The 18927-nt window shown below is 31.4% G+C and carries 13 protein-coding genes; 3 read left to right on the top strand and 10 right to left on the bottom strand.

The genetic code is table 11. The features are described 5' to 3' along the window. Positions 1 to 15: 15 nt before the first annotated feature. The 3 genes from argB to argC are packed head-to-tail and all read right to left on the bottom strand — an operon-like array spanning position 16 to position 2530. A complete protein-coding gene (gene argB, locus BMY79_RS04190; RefSeq protein WP_022747712.1) occupies positions 16 to 909 on the bottom strand; it encodes an acetylglutamate kinase in 894 nt (297 codons plus the stop codon). A 41-nt stretch (positions 910 to 950) separates the two neighbouring features. Continuing rightward, positions 951 to 1454, bottom strand: coding sequence for a GNAT family N-acetyltransferase (locus BMY79_RS04185; protein WP_022747713.1), 504 nt, complete (start codon positions 1452 to 1454; stop codon positions 951 to 953). 20 nt (positions 1455 to 1474) lie between these two features. Then, on the bottom strand, positions 1475 to 2530 hold the full coding sequence (argC, locus tag BMY79_RS04180; RefSeq protein WP_022747714.1) for an N-acetyl-gamma-glutamyl-phosphate reductase: 1056 nt from the start codon (positions 2528 to 2530) through the stop codon (positions 1475 to 1477). Positions 2531 to 2909: 379 nt separating this feature from the next. Here argC and BMY79_RS04175 point away from each other — a divergent pair, with 379 nt between their 5' ends. Then, a complete protein-coding gene (locus BMY79_RS04175) occupies positions 2910 to 4136 on the top strand; it encodes an argininosuccinate synthase (RefSeq protein ID WP_027422102.1) in 1227 nt (408 codons plus the stop codon). A 216-nt stretch (positions 4137 to 4352) separates the two neighbouring features. Here BMY79_RS04175 and BMY79_RS04170 read toward each other — a convergent pair whose 3' ends face one another. The 4 genes from BMY79_RS04170 to BMY79_RS04155 form a co-directional block, all read right to left on the bottom strand. Continuing rightward, complete coding sequence (locus BMY79_RS04170; RefSeq protein ID WP_022747717.1) at positions 4353 to 5267, bottom strand: DUF2225 domain-containing protein; 915 nt, start codon at positions 5265 to 5267, stop codon at positions 4353 to 4355. A gap of 29 nt (positions 5268 to 5296) precedes the next feature. Further along, positions 5297 to 6970 carry a glutamine--tRNA ligase/YqeY domain fusion protein gene (locus BMY79_RS04165; RefSeq protein ID WP_022747718.1) on the bottom strand — a complete coding sequence of 558 codons (1674 nt, stop codon included), beginning with the start codon at positions 6968 to 6970 and terminating at the stop codon, positions 5297 to 5299. A 243-nt stretch (positions 6971 to 7213) separates the two neighbouring features. Then, positions 7214 to 8539, bottom strand: coding sequence for a BMP family ABC transporter substrate-binding protein (locus BMY79_RS04160; RefSeq protein ID WP_022747719.1), 1326 nt, complete (start codon positions 8537 to 8539; stop codon positions 7214 to 7216). 20 nt (positions 8540 to 8559) lie between these two features. Continuing rightward, a complete protein-coding gene (locus BMY79_RS04155; RefSeq protein ID WP_051532822.1) occupies positions 8560 to 9435 on the bottom strand; it encodes a hypothetical protein in 876 nt (291 codons plus the stop codon). A gap of 220 nt (positions 9436 to 9655) precedes the next feature. Here BMY79_RS04155 and BMY79_RS04150 point away from each other — a divergent pair, with 220 nt between their 5' ends. Further along, positions 9656 to 14014 carry a 2-hydroxyacyl-CoA dehydratase gene (locus BMY79_RS04150; protein ID WP_083383466.1) on the top strand — a complete coding sequence of 1453 codons (4359 nt, stop codon included), beginning with the start codon at positions 9656 to 9658 and terminating at the stop codon, positions 14012 to 14014. Between the two features lie 158 nt (positions 14015 to 14172). Continuing rightward, positions 14173 to 15468, top strand: a complete 1296-nt coding sequence (gene eno / locus BMY79_RS04145; RefSeq protein WP_074730468.1) for a phosphopyruvate hydratase — start codon at positions 14173 to 14175, stop codon at positions 15466 to 15468. A gap of 142 nt (positions 15469 to 15610) precedes the next feature. On the opposite strand, the gene BMY79_RS04140 is transcribed toward eno, so the two are convergent. Genes BMY79_RS04140 through BMY79_RS04130 form a run of 3 tightly spaced genes read right to left on the bottom strand, consistent with a single transcriptional unit; the run spans position 15611 to position 18917 of the window. Continuing rightward, positions 15611 to 16657: an alpha/beta hydrolase family protein gene (locus tag BMY79_RS04140; RefSeq protein WP_027422100.1), complete on the bottom strand. Its 1047-nt coding sequence runs from the start codon at positions 16655 to 16657 to the stop codon at positions 15611 to 15613. Positions 16658 to 16660: 3 nt separating this feature from the next. Further along, complete coding sequence (locus BMY79_RS04135; RefSeq protein WP_027422099.1) at positions 16661 to 17401, bottom strand: amino acid ABC transporter ATP-binding protein; 741 nt, start codon at positions 17399 to 17401, stop codon at positions 16661 to 16663. Then, positions 17388 to 18917 (bottom strand): ABC transporter substrate-binding protein/permease, encoded by a 1530-nt coding sequence (locus tag BMY79_RS04130; RefSeq protein ID WP_022747727.1) that lies wholly within the window; start codon positions 18915 to 18917, stop codon positions 17388 to 17390. Before BMY79_RS04130 ends, BMY79_RS04135 begins: the two co-directional genes overlap by 14 nt. Positions 18918 to 18927: the final 10 nt, after the last annotated feature.

The following is an 18927-nucleotide window of genomic DNA, read 5'->3' as shown; positions in this document are numbered from 1 at the left end:
TAAATACATTTTTGCTTAATTAAAATATTCCTCATTTTCACCTAAAATTGCTGTTCCAATTCCCCTATTAGTAAAGAATTCAAGTAATAAACAATGTGGAATTCTTCCGTCTAAAATATGTACTCTCGATACACCTTGCTCAATTGCCTCTATACAATTATTCAATTTAGGCAACATTCCGCCACCTATATATCCTTCAGAAATAAGTTTTTTAGCATCATTTATTTTCAATTCAGAGATAAGTGTCTTCGGATTGCTCGGATCCTTATATACGCCTTCAATATCTGTAAGAAATGCTAATTTTTCTGCCGCTAATGCTTCTGCAATCGCACACGCTGCATCATCTGCATTAATATTATAGCTATTAAAATTATCATCCATTCCCACCGGACAAATAATTGGAAGGAAATCTTTTTCTAATAAATCATAAATAATTTGTGGATTTGTCTTTTTTACATCACCAACAAAGCCTATGTCTTCACCATCTGCAGTTTTCTTCGTAACATTCAAAAGGCCAGCATCTTTTCCACTAATACCAACCGCATTTACTCCTATTTCTAGAGCTAATTGAACTAAAGATTTATTAACTTTATTAAGAACCATTTCAACTATTTCCATAGTTTCTGTATCAGTCTTTCTAAAACCTTTTATAAATTCAGGGGTCATTCCTGTTTTTTCAACCCAACGACTAATTTCTTTACCGCCACCATGAACAATAACAGGTTTAAGGCCTACTAATTTTAACAACGCAACATCTTGTATAACCTGTCTTTTTAAGGATTCATCTAGCATAGCTGATCCACCATATTTTACAACAATAATTTTTCCATTGAATCGTTGAATATATGGCAGTGCCTCAATTAATACTTCCGCTTTTTCTAATAAAACATTTACATTCATTTCTGACATTTTCCTACCTCACTTAATCTCTTTACTTACATATAGATTATTTATTCTATATATTTTGAAATATTCTCATCATTTAGCGATAAATCATAATAATTTATTTCCTCACGTTTGCTCCATTTTTCGTCTTTCCAAAACTTATTTCCCACTTCATTTTCTTTAAAAGCAATCAACGATATTTTATTAATATGCTCTCGTTTTAGGGCCTCTATACAACTATTTGTCATTGCATCTCCGATTCCTTTTTTTCTGTAATCTTTCCTAACGCAAACATGGTATAGACAACCAGTACGTCCATCATGACCACACAAAATAGCTCCAATAATTTGTTTATTTTTATTTACAGCTACAATACTTGTGCTCGGATTTCTGTTTAAAAAGCGATAAATTCCATCCCTTGAATCATCTATGCTTCTAATTCTAAAACCATGAATAGTGCTCCACAATTGATAAACATTGTCATAATCCGCATATTCCATTGGTCTTATTAAAATATTCTCATTATTTAAATTTATATGAATAATTTTAAAATCACTTTTTGCAATCATACAATTTTCTCCTCTTTACTTTATGGAAAAACAGGCACAAAATTCAATCCTAAATCCTCTTTTAATCCAAAAATCAAATTCATATTTTGAACAGCTTGTCCTGCAGCACCTTTTACTAAATTATCGAGTGCACCCATCATAATAATTCTATGTGTTCTTTCGTCTATAACAAAGTTTACATCAACATAGTTACTACCTTCAACCCATCTTGTTTCTGGGACTTCGTTTTCTTTTAAAACCCTAATAAATTTTTCTTGTTTGTAATATTTATTATATATTTCTCTAACTTCCTCGTTAGAAGGGTATTCTCCATTTTCTTTTTTACGAAGATTAGCGTATTCTGTAACCAAAATACCTCTATTCATAGGAACTAAGTGTGGAGTAAAATTTATACATATTTTTTCTCCCGCAGCATAGCCTAATTGTTCTTCAATCTCAGGTGTATGTCTATGACTTGCCACTTTATAGGCCTTTATACTTTCATTAACTTCACAGTACAAATTTGGTATTTTAGCGCCTCTACCCGCTCCACTTGTACCACTTTTAGCATCTATAATAAGTGTATTAGGATTAATTATGTTTTCCTTAACTAAAGGATACGCAGTTAAAATTGAACATGTGGTATAACATCCAGGATTAGCGACTAAATTTTTCCCTTTTATCTGCTCTCTATTAATTTCACATAACCCATACACTGCCTTATCTATAAGTTGAGGTGATTTATGTTTGATTTGGTACCATTGTTCATATACGCTTACATCTTTTAGTCTATAATCTGCACTTAAATCAATAAATTTTGCTTTTTTTAGCAATTCTTCATTTAAGATGCCTGCCAAATAGCCCTGTGGAGTAGCCGTAAAAACAACATCAACCTCTTGGACTAATTTTTCTATATTATCATCAAAGCATTTGTCTTCAACTATTTCAAACATATTTCTATAAACGTCTGCATATTTTTGTTCTACGTAACTTCTAGAGCCAAACCACTTTATTTTTGCTTCAGGATGATTAACTAGTATTCTAACCAATTCACCTCCTGCATATCCTGTTGCTCCTATTATTCCAACATTTATCATAATAATATCTCCTTTTTACTTTACATCTCAACGTAATATTTTACTATTATTTTGCTTTGCATAATTATACATTCTTTTTACGAATTATGCAATATTAATTTCGTCTTTTTTTCTGTCAATATAACTCTTAATTATATAATTTCTTACAATCTCTGTTATAACACATTTTATTTCTAATTACTATACTTATTTTTAATAAAGGTAAACACTTTATCTTTTTATGTTTTGCACCGTTAATTTGTATTTTTATAAAATTATTTTGTATAAATTTACAGTTGTAATTCATTTTCAGTTGTTGTATATTATTCTCATAAGTTATTTACTTCCTTGGAGAGGGAAATCAAAAACTACTACTATTTAATAAACGAGGAATAAAATTATGAAAGAAAAAGTTGTACTTGCATACTCTGGTGGTTTAGATACCACAGCCATTATCCCTTGGCTTAAAGAAAACTATGATTATGAAGTTATCTGTTGTTGCGTAGATTGCGGACAAGAAGAGGAGTTAGATGGTCTAGAAGAAAGAGCTAAGTTATCTGGTGCATCTAAATTATACATTGAAGATATTGTTGATGATTTTTGTGATAACTATATAGTCCCTTGCGTTAAGGCTGGCGCTGTATATGAAAACAAATATTTACTCGGAACATCAATGGCACGTCCAGGAATTGCTAAAAAATTAGTTGAGATTGCACGTAAAGAAGGAGCTGTTGCTATTTGCCACGGCGCAACTGGAAAAGGAAATGACCAAATTCGTTTCGAGCTTGGAATAAAGGCCCTTGCTCCAGATATCAAAATCATTGCTCCATGGCGTGATGACAAATGGACTCTCCAATCTCGTCAAGACGAAATTGATTACTGTAAAGCGCACGGAATTGATTTACCATTTTCTGCTGATTCAAGCTATAGTCGTGACCGAAATCTATGGCATATTAGCCATGAAGGTCTTGAACTAGAAGATCCTTCAGTTGAGCCAAACTATGATCACGTTTTAATGCTTGGTAACAGTCCTGAAAAAGCCCCAGACGAAGGCGAATATGTTACAATGACATTTGAAGCTGGCGTTCCTGTTTCTTTAAATGGTAAAAATATGAAAGTGTCAGATATCATTCGTGAACTAAATGCTCTTGGTGGCAAACACGGAATCGGTATAATTGATATCGTTGAAAACCGCGTTGTTGGAATGAAATCTCGTGGAGTATATGAGACTCCAGGTGGAACTATCTTAATGGAAGCCCATGATCAACTTGAAGAATTAATACTAGATCGTGCAACAATGGAAGTCAAAAAAGAAATGGCTAATAAACTTGCTCAAATCGTTTACGAAGGAAAATGGTTTACTCCTCTTCGTGAAGCTGTATGTGCTTTTATTGACGTAACTCAACAATATGTTACAGGTGAAGTCAAATTCAAATTATACAAAGGTAACATTATTAAAGCTGGTACAACATCTAAATATTCATTATACAGTGAGTCTTTAGCAAGTTTTACAACTGGTGATTTATATGATCATCACGATGCTGAAGGTTTTATTACATTATTTGGTCTTCCTCTAAAAGTTCGTGCAATGAAAATGCAAGCATTAGAGGAAAATAATGACAAATAATTATTTAAAATTATAATATGTAACTATTATAAAGAAGCTGTTAAACAATAAACAGCTTTTAAACAATAAACAGCTTTTAAACAATAAACAGCTGTTTAAACTAAAAAAGTTTAAACTGATACATAAAATTTAAAAACTATAAATAAAAACCTCTCTACGAATCACTGATTTATATAAATCATAATTGACCGTAGAGAGGTTTATTGTTTAATTATATTATTTTCCACTTCTTATAGCACTAATGATTTCTTCTTTCAAATCATATGCTTTATCTTTAATTCTTGATGTTGCTGACGTAGAAGTAAGCAATCGTGATACACCTCTTGATGCAACCTCGTATTTTCTTAAATTAAATGCCATAACAGCAATAAGAAAATCTAGCGTATTTTGATCCATTCCCGCAATTGGATACATTTCAGATGATATAGCTTTTTCAAATCCTTCATACGCTTGATTATAAAAAGCCATTTCTTCTGTTCTTGCAATATCTAACTGCTGCTCAATAGATGCTTTCTTTTCTGGTGTGCAATCTTCTTTTTCTAAATCTGCCTCAAGATTTTCAATTTGTGCTCTATATAACCAAGATATTTTCAAACAGGTATAAGCCTTTTCGCTTATCTTTCCTTTTTTTACCATTGCATTATAAAGCGCTAATTTATAGCGTTCAATCGCTGTATCATAATCAATTTCTTTAATTTGATCATCTATTTCATTAACAGGTGTAAATTTCATACATACACCCTCTTTTATGAGTTTAACTTGGGTTGTCGACATATGTTCAAAGTATCTGTTCATCGCTGTATATCCACAATAAGGGCATGATGCAATATCATATTTTAAAGTGTCAATATACATAAATCTAGGTCTTAAATCTCTGTCGGATTCTTTTCTTTTAATTCGTCCATTCTTAACTAATAAAGTCTTAAATACTTTATCACAAACAGGACATCGAATCGCTTTTTGAAGTAAAAAATCAGTCTCCTTAGGCTCCTCTTTTTTTGGTTTTGGAGGCTCCTTTGGTTCTTCTTTTTTTACTTTTTCTTCTTTCTTTTCCTTATTTTCATCACTGAAAATATCTTTCATATTCTCAGAATTTAAACCAAATTTTTCTAATCCAGATAATAAATTCATTCTTCAACCCTCTTTCACTCAATTTGCAATTACTTTGGCAACTTAAACGAACTCTTTAATGAAACTATTCTATTAAATACAGGCTGTCCTTCTTTTGAATCTTTTGAATCTACGCAGAAATATCCTTGTCTTACAAATTGGAAACTATCATATGGCTTAGCTTCCATAAGTGCAGGTTCAACAATACTTTCTAATACAGTAAGCGAATTTGGGTTAACATTTAAACTTCCATCTTCGTTATAAACACCTAATTCTTCATTTACAATATTTTCATAAAGTCTAACTTGAACTTTTTTACCATATTCTGCTGAAACCCATTGAATTGTACCTTTTACTTTACGTCCATCTGGGCTGTTTCCACCTTTTGATTCAGGATCATATGTACAATGAATTACTTTAATTTCTCCGTTTTCATCCTTTTCAATGCTTTCACATTTAACAAAATATGCATTCATCAAACGTACTTCGTTTCCAGGATACATACGGAAATATTTCTTTGGTGGATTTTCCATAAAATCATCTCTATCGATATAAAGTTCTCTTGTAAATGGAACTTCACGAGAACCAAGTTCTTCATTTTCCATATTGTTTACTACTGGTAAATACTCAACTTTACCTTCTTCGTAGTTATCAATTACAACTTTAATAGGATTTAAAACTGCCATCATACGTGGTTTTTTCATTTTTAAATCTTCTCTGATGCAATACTCAAGCATTGCATAATCAGCAGAACTATTCGCTTTAGATATACCACATAATTCGACAAACTTCTGAATTGATTCTGGTGTAAATCCTCTTCTTCTTAATGCTGCAATTGATACTAATCTTGGATCATCCCAGCCATCTACGATACCGTCTTCAACTAATTTTTTGATGTATCTCTTACCTGTTACAACATTTGTTAAATATAATTTTGCGAACTCAATCTGTTTTGGTGTATCATTTTCTCCATTTTTATAACCAAGTTCAGTTACAACCCAGTCATATAATGGTCTGTGATCCTCAAATTCTAGTGTACAAATTGAATGTGTTATTCCTTCGATTGCATCTTCAATTGGATGTGCAAAATCATACATAGGATAAATACACCATTTATCTCCTGTATTATGATGATTCATTCTAGCTACACGATAAATAATAGGATCTCTCATATTAATGTTTGAAGATTTCATGTCGATACGAGCTCTTAATACCTTTGATCCATCTTCAAACTCACCATTTTTCATACCTTCAAATAATTCTAGATTTTCTTCAATTGTTCGTTTACTATAAGGATCTTCCTTGCCAGGTTCTGTTAACGTACCACGATACTGTCTAATTTCTTCTGCATTCAAATCAGAAACATATGCTTTTCCTTTTTTGATTAACTTAACTGCTGCTTCATACATTTGATCAAAATAATTAGAAGCAAAAAACAAACGGTCTTCCCAATCTACGCCTAACCATTTAACATCTTCTTTGATAGACTCAACAAATTCATTTCTTTCTTTTGTTGGATTAGTATCATCAAAACGTAAGTTGAATTTTCCGCCATATTTTTTTGCTAAACCATAGTTCAAAAGAATAGATTTAGCATGTCCAATATGCAAATATCCATTAGGTTCAGGTGGGAAACGTGTGTGTACTGTTTCACAATGTCCTTCACTTAGATCCTTTTCTATGATTTGCTCAATAAAATTTTTAGAGACTGTTTCATTTTCCATTCGTCCCTGTCCTCCTAGTCATACAAATTAAACCTTTATTAAGCTATATATAAATATCTCTAGGTAGTATATCGAATAAAAGAATATATCTTTTTATACTTTATAATGATTTAATAATAACTTAGTAAAAGGTGATATACATAAACGAGGCTGCTACGAAGTAGCAACCCCATAAAAATCCATGATTAAATTATAAATTCTGTATGCAACTTTGTCAATTATAATACGTTTAAGATTCTTAAACTATTCTTTTGGTTCTAATTCTCCAACTTTCATTTCTTTAATACCATCGATTATATAATTGAAATATGCCGCACTTCTTAATGAAGACTCGCTAAAATAATTAATGTCTCCTTCTTTTACAATTGCGTTTTTCTCTTTACCTTTGTATATTGCTTCTTTTTCATTATCTTCATAGAAAGATAAATCAATTGTTGCTTTTGTTAATATCGAACCATTTACTTTAAATTTAGACGTATCAAAAACTTTAATCTGATTTTGTTTAAATTGTTCTTGTAAAGCATTTACTGTTTCACTAACATTAGCAGGTGCTTCTGGTCCAAAAGATGTAATTTCTAATGCATCTTCTTTATAACCATATGCTAAATCTTGTGAAATTTTTTCATTATTTTTACACTTTGTAATTATATCTTTGTAAACATTATTAAATTTATTTGTTTCCGCAGCAAGCTGAGCTGTTGGAGCAATGTCTAACATATTAGCATTTGCACTTACTAGATAAACATTCTTTCCGCCATCTTTTTGAGCTTGTACCACAGATGGAATACTAAGTGAATTAGTGTCATATCCTATGACAACTGCACCTCTACTCATTAATCTTTGTACTGCTGTACCTTCATTATTTACGTTATTTTTACCGTCAGTATATTCAACATCCATTGTTACATCGGGTACAACTGACTTAACTCCTAAGAAAAATGCAGTATATGCAGAAATTGTTTTAGAATTATTATACGAACCAATAAAACCAAGTCTTATCTTATTATCATCATCGTAATTCTCTGAAACAAGCGCATTTTTTTCTTGCAATTCCTTAATTTTCATTCCACTGATAACGCCTGAAATATAACGATATTCACTATCTTTTAATGAATAATCATATACATTCTTCACCTTTGAAATCTTAGCAGCTGTTCCTCCATATACAAAAAATTTAATATCAGGATAATCCTCTGCATTTTCATATACTGATGCTGCTACTCTTTCGTTTGTAACAAATACATGTGTACAATTTGCTTCAGCAAAAACACTCATTGCCTCCTTGCATTCGCTACTATTTTTAACTTGTGTCTTCCAAATAATATCATTTTCTGGAATATTACATTGTTTTGCTGCATCTTTAACACTTGCAATTTGATTCTTTGAAAATGAATCTGTTTCATCTCCAGGTAACATAACACCTAATCTAATCTCACCTTTTTTTAAAGAAACTTTTTTTATTGTCTGTAAAGAATCGTCACTCTTTTTCTTGTCTTTAATAGTAATAAATAAAGCAACTGAGCATACTATTACTAAAACTAGTGCTATTAAACTTATTAACTTTTTCATCAAAAATCTCCGTTTCTAAACTATTTCACAATATGCTGATGTGTGTATAAATGATCCATGCAGTATTCATAGTTACCATTACAACGTGAACAATATCTAAATACCATATCTGGTGAATCAATATCTGTTTTACCACAAACCGCACATTTATGTCTTGGGGTCTGCTCCTTAGTATTTTTTACAACTGAAAAACCTTCTTTTCTTTTTTGAGAAAAATCAGATTGACCGTAGAATGCTCCATATGTTTTTCTAGGTCTATTTTTCCTTTTAATTGCAAAAAATACAATAAATACATTTAGCAATGCATAAAATATAGGTGTTCCCTGGAAAAGTAACACTCCGATATTACCAATCTTATAATACTCATACATTTGTATAAAACTAATAAAAATATAAAATACAATCATGTACTTCATTTTAATTGGAATTACAAAATATAGTTGTACAACTGTATCAGGCATAAACATTCCCATTAATACTAATGTCGATGTCAAAATATTATACAATGCTAAATTTGGACTTATTTGGGCCCCTCCTGTTACTGCATATGTAATAAAATATTGTATAAAACCGCACAATACACTGGTAACGAACCCACATAAATAAAAAGTATTCATTCTGGCTTTTCCAATGATATTTTCAACACCTCTGCCAAATGGTATCAAAAATACCAGGAATAATAATGTCAAAAAATCGCTTCCACTTGGCATCAATAACCATGTAAAAATTCTCCATACTTCACCTTTTAAAATAAGTGTAATATTGAAGTTTAAAAAACCTATCATACTACCCTTAAAAAAGAGACTTGAAATAATACATATTCCAACAAGATATGCTGTAATATTGGAAATTGCAATCTTTTCGATTTTTTGAGATATTTTATCAAACCAATTCATATTCTTTCTTCTCCTATTCAAATTTTTACAATTATTATACTAACATTATTTAAATTATATGTAAAGAAACAGCCTTTATTTTCAACTTTTGAACACAAAATATTCACTGTTTTGTTGTTTTTTAAAAAATGATGTCGTATAATAATTAGTATTGCGTAAATATTTTATACTTATTAAAAGACACTTTCTTTGACTAATATAAGAGGGTATGGAGGATTCTATGGAAAAAAAATATATAAACAAATTAGGTGTTGACATTGGATCAACAACTGTAAAGATTGCTCTTTTAGATGAAAAAGATAATATTATTTTTTCTGATTATGAGAGACATTTTGCTAATATAAAGGAAACCTTAGCTTCTCTTGTTAAAAAGGCTCAAGAAACAATAGGCAACAAAGTTATTGCTCCTATCATAACTGGATCTGGCGGCTTAACTTTAGCTAAACATCTTAATATTCCTTTTGTACAAGAGGTTATTGCAGTATCAACTGCGCTAGAACACGTTGCTCCACAAACTGATGTGGCCATAGAACTTGGTGGAGAAGATGCAAAAATAATTTATTTTGAAGGTGGAAATGTTGAGCAAAGAATGAATGGAATTTGTGCTGGTGGTACAGGTTCATTCATCGATCAAATGGCATCTCTTATTCAAACAGATGCAACTGGTTTAAATAATTACGCCAAAAATTACAAAGCAATTTATCCAATTGCTGCACGTTGTGGTGTTTTTGCCAAAACAGATATACAACCTTTAATAAATGAAGGTGCAACAAAGGAAGATTTATCTGCTTCTATTTTTCAAGCTGTAGTAAACCAAACTATTAGTGGTCTCGCATGTGGTAAACCAATAAAGGGGCATGTTGCTTTCTTAGGTGGACCTCTGCACTTTTTATCTGAACTTAGAGCCGCCTTTATTAGAACTTTAAAATTAGATGATGAACATGCAATTTTGCTTGATAATTCACATTTATTTGCTGCTATTGGATCAGCTTTAAACTATAAAGAAGAAAATACAACAACAATTAATGATTTACTAGATTTATTAAATTCTGATATTAAAATGGAATTTGAAGTTGCAAGGCTAGAGCCTTTATTTAATTCCAAAGAAGAATACGATCAATTCTTGCTTGAACATAGTGGTAATCACGTCCAAACTCGTGACCTTGCATCATATAAGGGAAATTGTTATTTAGGAATTGATGCAGGTTCTACAACAACTAAAATTGCTTTAGTTGGCGAAGATGGTTCCCTATTATATTCATTCTATAGCAACAATAATGGTAGTCCTTTAGCAACCGCCATAAAATCAATTAAAGAAATATATTCACTTTTACCAGAAGAGGCAAATATTGTTCATTCTTGTTCAACTGGTTACGGTGAAGCTCTTCTTAAAGCCGCACTAATGCTTGATGAAGGTGAGGTTGAAACCGTTGCACATTATTATGCTGCTGCCTTTTTTGATCCTCAAGTTGATTGTATCTTAGATATTGGTGGCCAAGATATGAAGTGCATCAAAATCAAGAATCAAAATGTTGATTCCGTTCAACTTAATGAAGCATGTTCTTCAGGCTGTGGATCATTTATTGAAACTTTTGCTAAATCTCTTAATTATTCTGTTGAAGATTTTGCCAAAGAGGCCTTATTTGCTAAACACCCAATAGATCTTGGAACCAGATGTACTGTTTTTATGAATTCTAAAGTTAAACAGGCTCAAAAAGAAGGGGCAAGTGTAGCCGATATTTCTGCTGGATTAGCTTATTCTGTAATGAAAAACGCTTTATTCAAAGTTATAAAATTAACTGATGCTAAAGATTTAGGAAAAAATATCGTTGTTCAAGGTGGAACTTTTTATAATGATGCAGTTCTTCGAAGCCTTGAAAAAATTGCAGGTGTTCATGTAACACGACCTGATATTTCTGGTATTATGGGTGCTTTCGGTGCTGCTTTAATAGCTCGTGAAAGATATGCAGAGTCTCAAACATCTTCAATGCTTTCAATTGAACAGATTTCTAATTTAACTTATGATACTAAATTAGCAAGATGTCAAGGCTGTACTAACCACTGCTTGCTTACTATAAATCGTTTTAACGATAATCGTAGATATATCACAGGTAATAGATGCGAACGTGGACTTGGAAAGCAAAAAAATAAAGATAATGTACCAAATCTATTTGATTATAAATTACATAGAATTTTTGACTATGAACCTTTATCTGATGAAGAGGCTATTCGAGGATCAGTTGGTATTCCAAGAGCTTTAAATATGTATGAAACATACCCATTTTGGGCGACATTCTTTAAAGAACTTAAATTTAAAACTGTTTTATCACCTACTTCAACAAGAAAATTATATGAAATGGGTATTGATTCAATTCCAAGTGAATCAGAATGTTATCCTGCGAAATTAACACATGGACATATTGCATGGTTGTTACAACAAAAAATTGATTTTATTTTCCAACCAGCTATTCCTTATGAACGTAATGAATTTCCTGATGCAAACAATCATTACAACTGTCCAATTGTAACTTCATATTCTGAAAACATAAAAAATAATGTTGAAGAAATCACAAGTGGTAAAATGCGTTTTATTAATCCTTTTATTGCTTTTACTAATTTAGATACTGTAACTTCAGCCTTAGTAGATTGCTTTTCTAAGGAATTTGATATTTCGCAAAAAGAAATAGCAAGTGCTGTCTTTACAGCATGGAACGAATTGGCAAATGCACGTCACGACATGCAAAAGAAAGGTGAAGAAGTACTCAAATATATGGAAGAAACAGGCAAAAAAGGTATTGTTTTAGCTGGTCGACCATATCATATTGACCCTGAAATAAACCATGGAATACCTGACTTAATTAATTCCTATGGTGTATGTGTTTTAACAGAAGACAGTGTATCTCATTTAGCTAATGTTGATCGTCCATTAATTGTAATGGATCAATGGATGTATCACTCTCGTTTATATGCAGCAGCTAATTATGTTAAAACTAGAGAAGATCTTGATTTAATTCAGCTTAATTCCTTTGGATGCGGTCTTGATGCCGTTACAACAGATCAGGTAAATGATATCTTATCTGGCTCTGGTAAAATATATACTTGTCTAAAAATTGATGAAGTAAACAACCTAGGAGCAGCAAGAATACGAATTCGTTCACTTCTTTCAGCATTACGTGTTAAGGCAAAGAAACATGAAGAACGTGAAATACACTCTTCTGCCTACCATAGAAACGTATTCACTAAAGAAATGAAAAAAGATTACACTATTATCTGTCCTCAAATGTCACCTATTCATTTTGAGTTATTGTTACCTGCTTTTAGAGCTGCAGGATACAAACTTGAAATTCCTGATATTTCATCAAGAGAATGTGTAAATATGGGACTTAGATACGTTAATAATGATGCTTGTTATCCATCATTATTAGTTGTAGGGCAAATAATGTCAGCAGTTTTATCTAACAAATATGATTTATCTAAAACTGCAATCCTTGTAACTCAAACCGGCGGTGGATGTCGTGCTTCAAACTATATTGGATTTATCAGACGAGCATTAATTAAAGCTGGACATCCAGATATTCCTGTTATTTCACTTAATATGGTGGGCCTTGAAAAAAATCCAGGCTTTAAATTATCACCAAAATTAATACAACATGGTTTATATGCATTAATATTTGGAGATATTTTCATGCGTTGTTTATACAGAACACGTCCTTACGAATTAGTTGAAGGTTCTGCTAATGCTTTACATGAAAAATGGAAAAATAAAGTTATTGATTTTATAGGTAATACAAAGATTCTATCGCACCGTAAATACAAACAAATTTGTCGATCAATTATCAAAGATTTCGACACATTGCCTTTAAAAGATATTAAAAAACCTAGAGTTGGTGTTGTAGGTGAAATTTTAGTTAAATTCTCTCCTGCCGCTAATAACAATGTCGTTGAATTATTAGAAAAAGAAGGCGCAGAAGCTGTTGTTCCTGATTTAACAGATTTCTTGCTTTATAGCTGCTACAATCAGAACTTCAAAACTGATGTGTTAGGTGAATCAAAAAAAGCAAAACGTAACAATAATAACCTAATCAAATTCTTTGAATGGCTAAGAAAAGCTGCGCGCGAAGAATTTGAAAAAAGTACACGCTTTGTTCCACCATCACATATCGAAGAATTAGCAGAAAAATCAAGCAAAATTGTTTCAATTGGTAATCAGACAGGTGAAGGATGGTTTTTAACTGGAGAAATGCTCGAATTAATTGATTCCGGCACTAAAAATATTATTTGTGCACAACCTTTTGGTTGTTTACCAAACCATATTGTTGGTAAAGGTGTAATCAAAAAATTGCGTGCAAATAACCCTACTGCAAATATTGTTGCAATCGATTATGATCCTGGTGCTTCCGAAGTTAACCAACTTAACCGTATTAAATTAATGTTATCAACAGCACAAAAGAATCTAAAACGTGAATTAAATGCTACTTCTTCAGTTACAAAAGCATTTAACGCTAAATCTAATGGCGATAATGCAAACATTACATCATTTGATAATCATAAATCATCTGATAAAAAAGACTTAGCATAATTATATGACAACAATATATATAACTTATAACTCGAAAAAAGCTGTAAAATTTTTTTACAGCTTTTTTTATTTTTATATTGATTTTTCTTTCACGTAATGTTAATATAACCTTGGTTAGATACTTCTAACCGTTTTATTAAATATATTGGAGGTAATCTATGAATAATTTACAAATCGAAAAAGTAATTGGGCGTGAAATTCTTGATTCTAGAGGAAATCCTACTGTTGAGGCAGAAGTTTACTTAGCTGACGGAACTGTCGGAAGAGGAACTGCTCCTAGTGGTGCTTCTACTGGTGTTTTCGAAGCACTTGAATTAAGAGACAATGATAAAAAAAGATATTTAGGCAAAGGTGTAACAAATGCCGTAGATAATATTAATACTATTATATCAAAAGCCATCATTGGTTTAGATGCATCTGATATTTATGCAGTTGATAAAGCAATGATAGAAGCTGACGGAACAAAAGACAAATCAAAATTAGGTGCTAATGCTATCTTAGCTGTTTCAATTGCATCAGCAAGAGCTGCATCTATATCACTTAATATTCCTCTATATAGATTTTTAGGTGGAATAAATGGTAACAGACTTCCTGTTCCAATGATGAATATCATAAATGGTGGTGCTCATGCAGCAAACACTGTTGATGTACAAGAATTTATGATTATGCCAGTTGGTGCTCCTAGTTTTAAAGAAGCACTACGTTGGTGTGCTGAGGTATTCCATTCATTAGCTAAAATCTTAAAAGATAGAGGACTTGCTACTTCCGTTGGTGATGAAGGTGGTTTTGCTCCAAATCTCTCATCTGACGAAGAAACAATTGAAACAATTCTTGATGCGATTAAAGCTGCTGGTTATACACCAAAAGACGATTTTATGATTGCTATGGATGCAGCATCTTCTGAATGGAAAACAGATAAAAAAGGTGAATATTTATTCCCTAAAGCAAAGACAAAATTTACTACTGACGAATTAATTGATCATTGGGAAAAATTAGTAGATACATATCCTATCATTTCTATTGAGGATGCACTTGATGAAGAAGATTGGGAAGGTTGGCAAAAACTTACAGAAAGACTTGGTAATAAAGTACAATTAGTTGGTGATGATTTATTTGTTACAAATACCCAGCGACTTAAAAAGGGTATCGACAATAAATGCGGTAACTCTATTTTAATTAAGCTTAACCAAATCGGATCAGTTTCAGAAACACTAGAAGCTATAAAGATGGCACACAAAGCTGGCTATACTGCTATATCTTCTCATCGTTCTGGAGAAACTGCTGATACAACAATAGCTGATCTTGCTGTTGCTTTAAATACATGCCAAATTAAAACTGGTGCACCAAGCCGCTCTGAACGTGTTGCAAAATACAATCAACTTCTAAGAATCGAAGAAGAACTCGGTGACAGTGCTGTATATCCAGGTATTAATGCATTTAATGTAAAACGATAGTTGTAGCAATACATTTATTATCACCATACATTAAATATAGCTAAACTTAACTCACAATAAAAAATCCGCCCTCTAAAGTTATATTTTAACATAATCCTTAGGAGGCGGTATTTTATTTTTGTGTTTATATTGTTACTCTGCCTTATTTTACACTCTTAAAAAACTTATCGATTCTTTCACATAATTCAACGTTTGGTTGGTTTGCTTTTGACTTATCTAGTTTTGCATAAAACTTTCTTAACTGTTGATCTGTAGCCTTACCATTTGGACATTTACTCTCCATCTTCTTGCGTTCTTTTTCTATTCTCTTTACTTCTATAGCGGATGGAACATCATTAACGTATGAACTATGATCATTTATATGTTTTTTAGTTATAACGTAATACTGTACATTTTTATTAGTGATTTTATCCTTTTGAGCAATAATAGATGTCTTATCAAATTTAATAAACGCATCTTTATTCGCATGAACTATCAAAACAGGTATATTAGTAGAATTTATACTATCTACCGCTTTAATACTTCCCTTATCTTTAAATAATCTATATTGATTAAGTCTTAAAAATGGAGTCAATAAATATGCTGGTTTACCAATTAATTTATCTGTAACATCTAATGATATTGTTTCTGGATCATTAAAACCAGATAAAGGAACAGCTGCTTTTACATTATGCTTATATCTAAGGACACTAGCTGTTGCGTAACCGCCCCAACTATGGCCCATTAGATATATATTATGTTGTTTTAAAGTATTATCTTTTTCGATAAAAGTTAGTGCATTATCTAAGTCTATCATAGATTGCGTTAACCCTTTGGCATTATCTCCTTGACTATTATTATATCCGGTATAATCATAAGCAAAAACAGCATATCCCCTATCAATAAACCATTTTAAGAAGGCCATATAGTCTTCATGTCCAGACCAAATTCCATGTGAGAAAACAATCATATCTTTATTTTCTTCTCCATACACATAGCCTCTTAACTTATTCTTTCCTGAATAAAACTCAACCTCTCGTCTGTTCAGATCTTTATAGTCATTATATCTGGCTGTAGCGACATATGGATCATATTTAAAAGATCTATAATTAGTACTATACATGTAAAGTACGCATGCCATTCCAGTACAAATAAAAGTTAAAATTGCAACTCCTATAAAAACTAAAGATTTATACACTAATTGTATCATTTTTTATAACACCTTTCCTAAAAAGTCTTTTAATCTTGACGACTTAGGATTGTTGAATACTTCTTCTGGGACATTATCTTCTCCAATAACGCCTTCATTTATAAATAAAACTCTGCTTGCTACTTCCTTGGCAAATCCCATTTCATGAGTAACAACAACCATTGTCATTCCATCTTTTGCCAAATCACGCATCAAATTTAATACTTCGCCAACCATTTCAGGATCAAGTGCAGAAGTAGGTTCATCAAATAGCATTACATCTGGATCCATAGCAAGCGAACGAGCAATAGCAACCCTTTGCTTTTGACCACCTGATAACATATCTGGATATGCATCCGCTTTCTCTTTTAGACCAATTCTATCTAAAAGCTTCATAGCTTTCTCTTCTGCTTGTTCTGGTGTCATTTTCTTTAATTTCACCGGTGCTAGCATAATATTTTTTTTGATTGTCATATTTGGAAAAAGATTAAATTGTTGAAAAACCATTCCAATTCTTTCTCTCATTTTATCAACATCAATATCTTTATCGGTAATATTTTGTCCTTCGAACTTAATAATACCTTCGGTAGGTTTTTCTAATAAATTTAAAGAGCGTAAGAAAGTAGATTTACCACATCCTGAAGGACCTATAATCGCAATTACCTCGCCTTTAGAAATTGTAGTTGAAATTCCTTTCAAAACTTCATGTTTTCCGTAGCTCTTTTTTAAATTTTGTATATCTAATAAAACATTATCGTTTTTCATTCTTTCTTAAGCTCCTCTCTAATTTATTAACACCTGCTGTAAGAAGCATTACAATAAATAAGTAAATTAATGCAACAACTCCAAGTGGCATAATTGCATCATATGTTACACTTCGAATAATATCGCTACCTTTAGTCAAATCGATTAATCCGATATATCCACTGATTGAAGTCTCTTTAAGTAATGTAATAAGCTCATTACCTAATGCTGGTAAAATATTTTTGAAGGCCTGTGGTAAAACTACATTAATCATTGTTGTTGAATATGATAAACCTAAACTTCTACCTGCTTCAAATTGTCCATTATCAACAGACATAATACCAGAACGAACAACTTCTGCAACATATGCAGATGAGTTAAGACCGAATGCTATAACTGCTACAAATATTTTATTAACATTCGCAGAAGCAAATACTACGTAATAAATAATAAGTAATTGTACCATAGTTGGTGTTCCACGAATAATTGTCAAATAAATTTTAGCAAAAAAGTTAAGAATTATCAATCCACCATTTTTGTCATGTGTTGTTCTTACTATTGCAAGTAATGAACCAAACACTATACCAATTACCAATGCTAAGATTGTAATGATTAAAGTACTCTTTAAACCGCTTAAAATATATTCATATCTATTATCTGTTATAAAATCTGATTTAAATTTTTCAACAATTGAAGTAGCATTTCCTACAGATTTACCGTTATTAACGATTACAACCTGTTTTGATGTTGTGTATGAATTTGTAAAATCAATGTTCATTTTACGTTCTTCTGTTACTGTCATACCAGAAGCACCAATATCTGCTTTACCTGATTGTACAGCAGTAATAATTGAGTCGAATTCCATATCTTCAATTTCTAATTCCATGTCTAATTCATCACAAACTGCCTGAACAATATCTACATCAATTCCTACTATCTTACCATTTTTATATGATTCATATGGTGGAAATGCTGCATTAGTAGCAACAATTAATTTTCCATTTTTACGTGGTAAATTTTTCTTTTTGTAAGGTGTTTTGCCTATTTCATCGGCTTTACCAATGTAGTTTTTATTAATTTTTTCAATTGTTTTATTTTCTTTTAACTTCTTTAGAGCTGCATTAATTTTTTTTGTCAACTCTTTATTATTTTTTCCAACGCAAAAAGCATAATTTTCTTTTACAAATTCTTCCTTTAAAATAGAAAGTGATCTATTTCCAGCCACAAATGCTTTTGCTGGCTGCTCATCTATAATTACGCAATCAATTTTCTTTTGAATAAGAGCCTGTGTCGCATCTGTACCCTTGTTATATCTCTCTACTTTAGTACCTGACTTGTCTTTTTCATAATCTGACGCATAAATATCGCCGGTTGTTCCTAATTGAACACCAATTTTCTTTCCTTTAATATCTTTTACAGAATTAATTTTAACTGTTTCTTTTACTTGACTCTTTTTATACATAAAAAATCCTGTACAAGCAACAGCTACTAAAATTACTGCTATGATAATTGATTTTATCGTAGTTTTCTTTTTCATGTTTTCTCCT

This window comes from Lachnobacterium bovis, assembly GCF_900111325.1.
Taxonomy (GTDB): domain Bacteria; phylum Bacillota; class Clostridia; order Lachnospirales; family Lachnospiraceae; genus Roseburia; species Roseburia bovis_A.
This window is presented reverse-complemented; position numbering and strand designations above follow the sequence as displayed.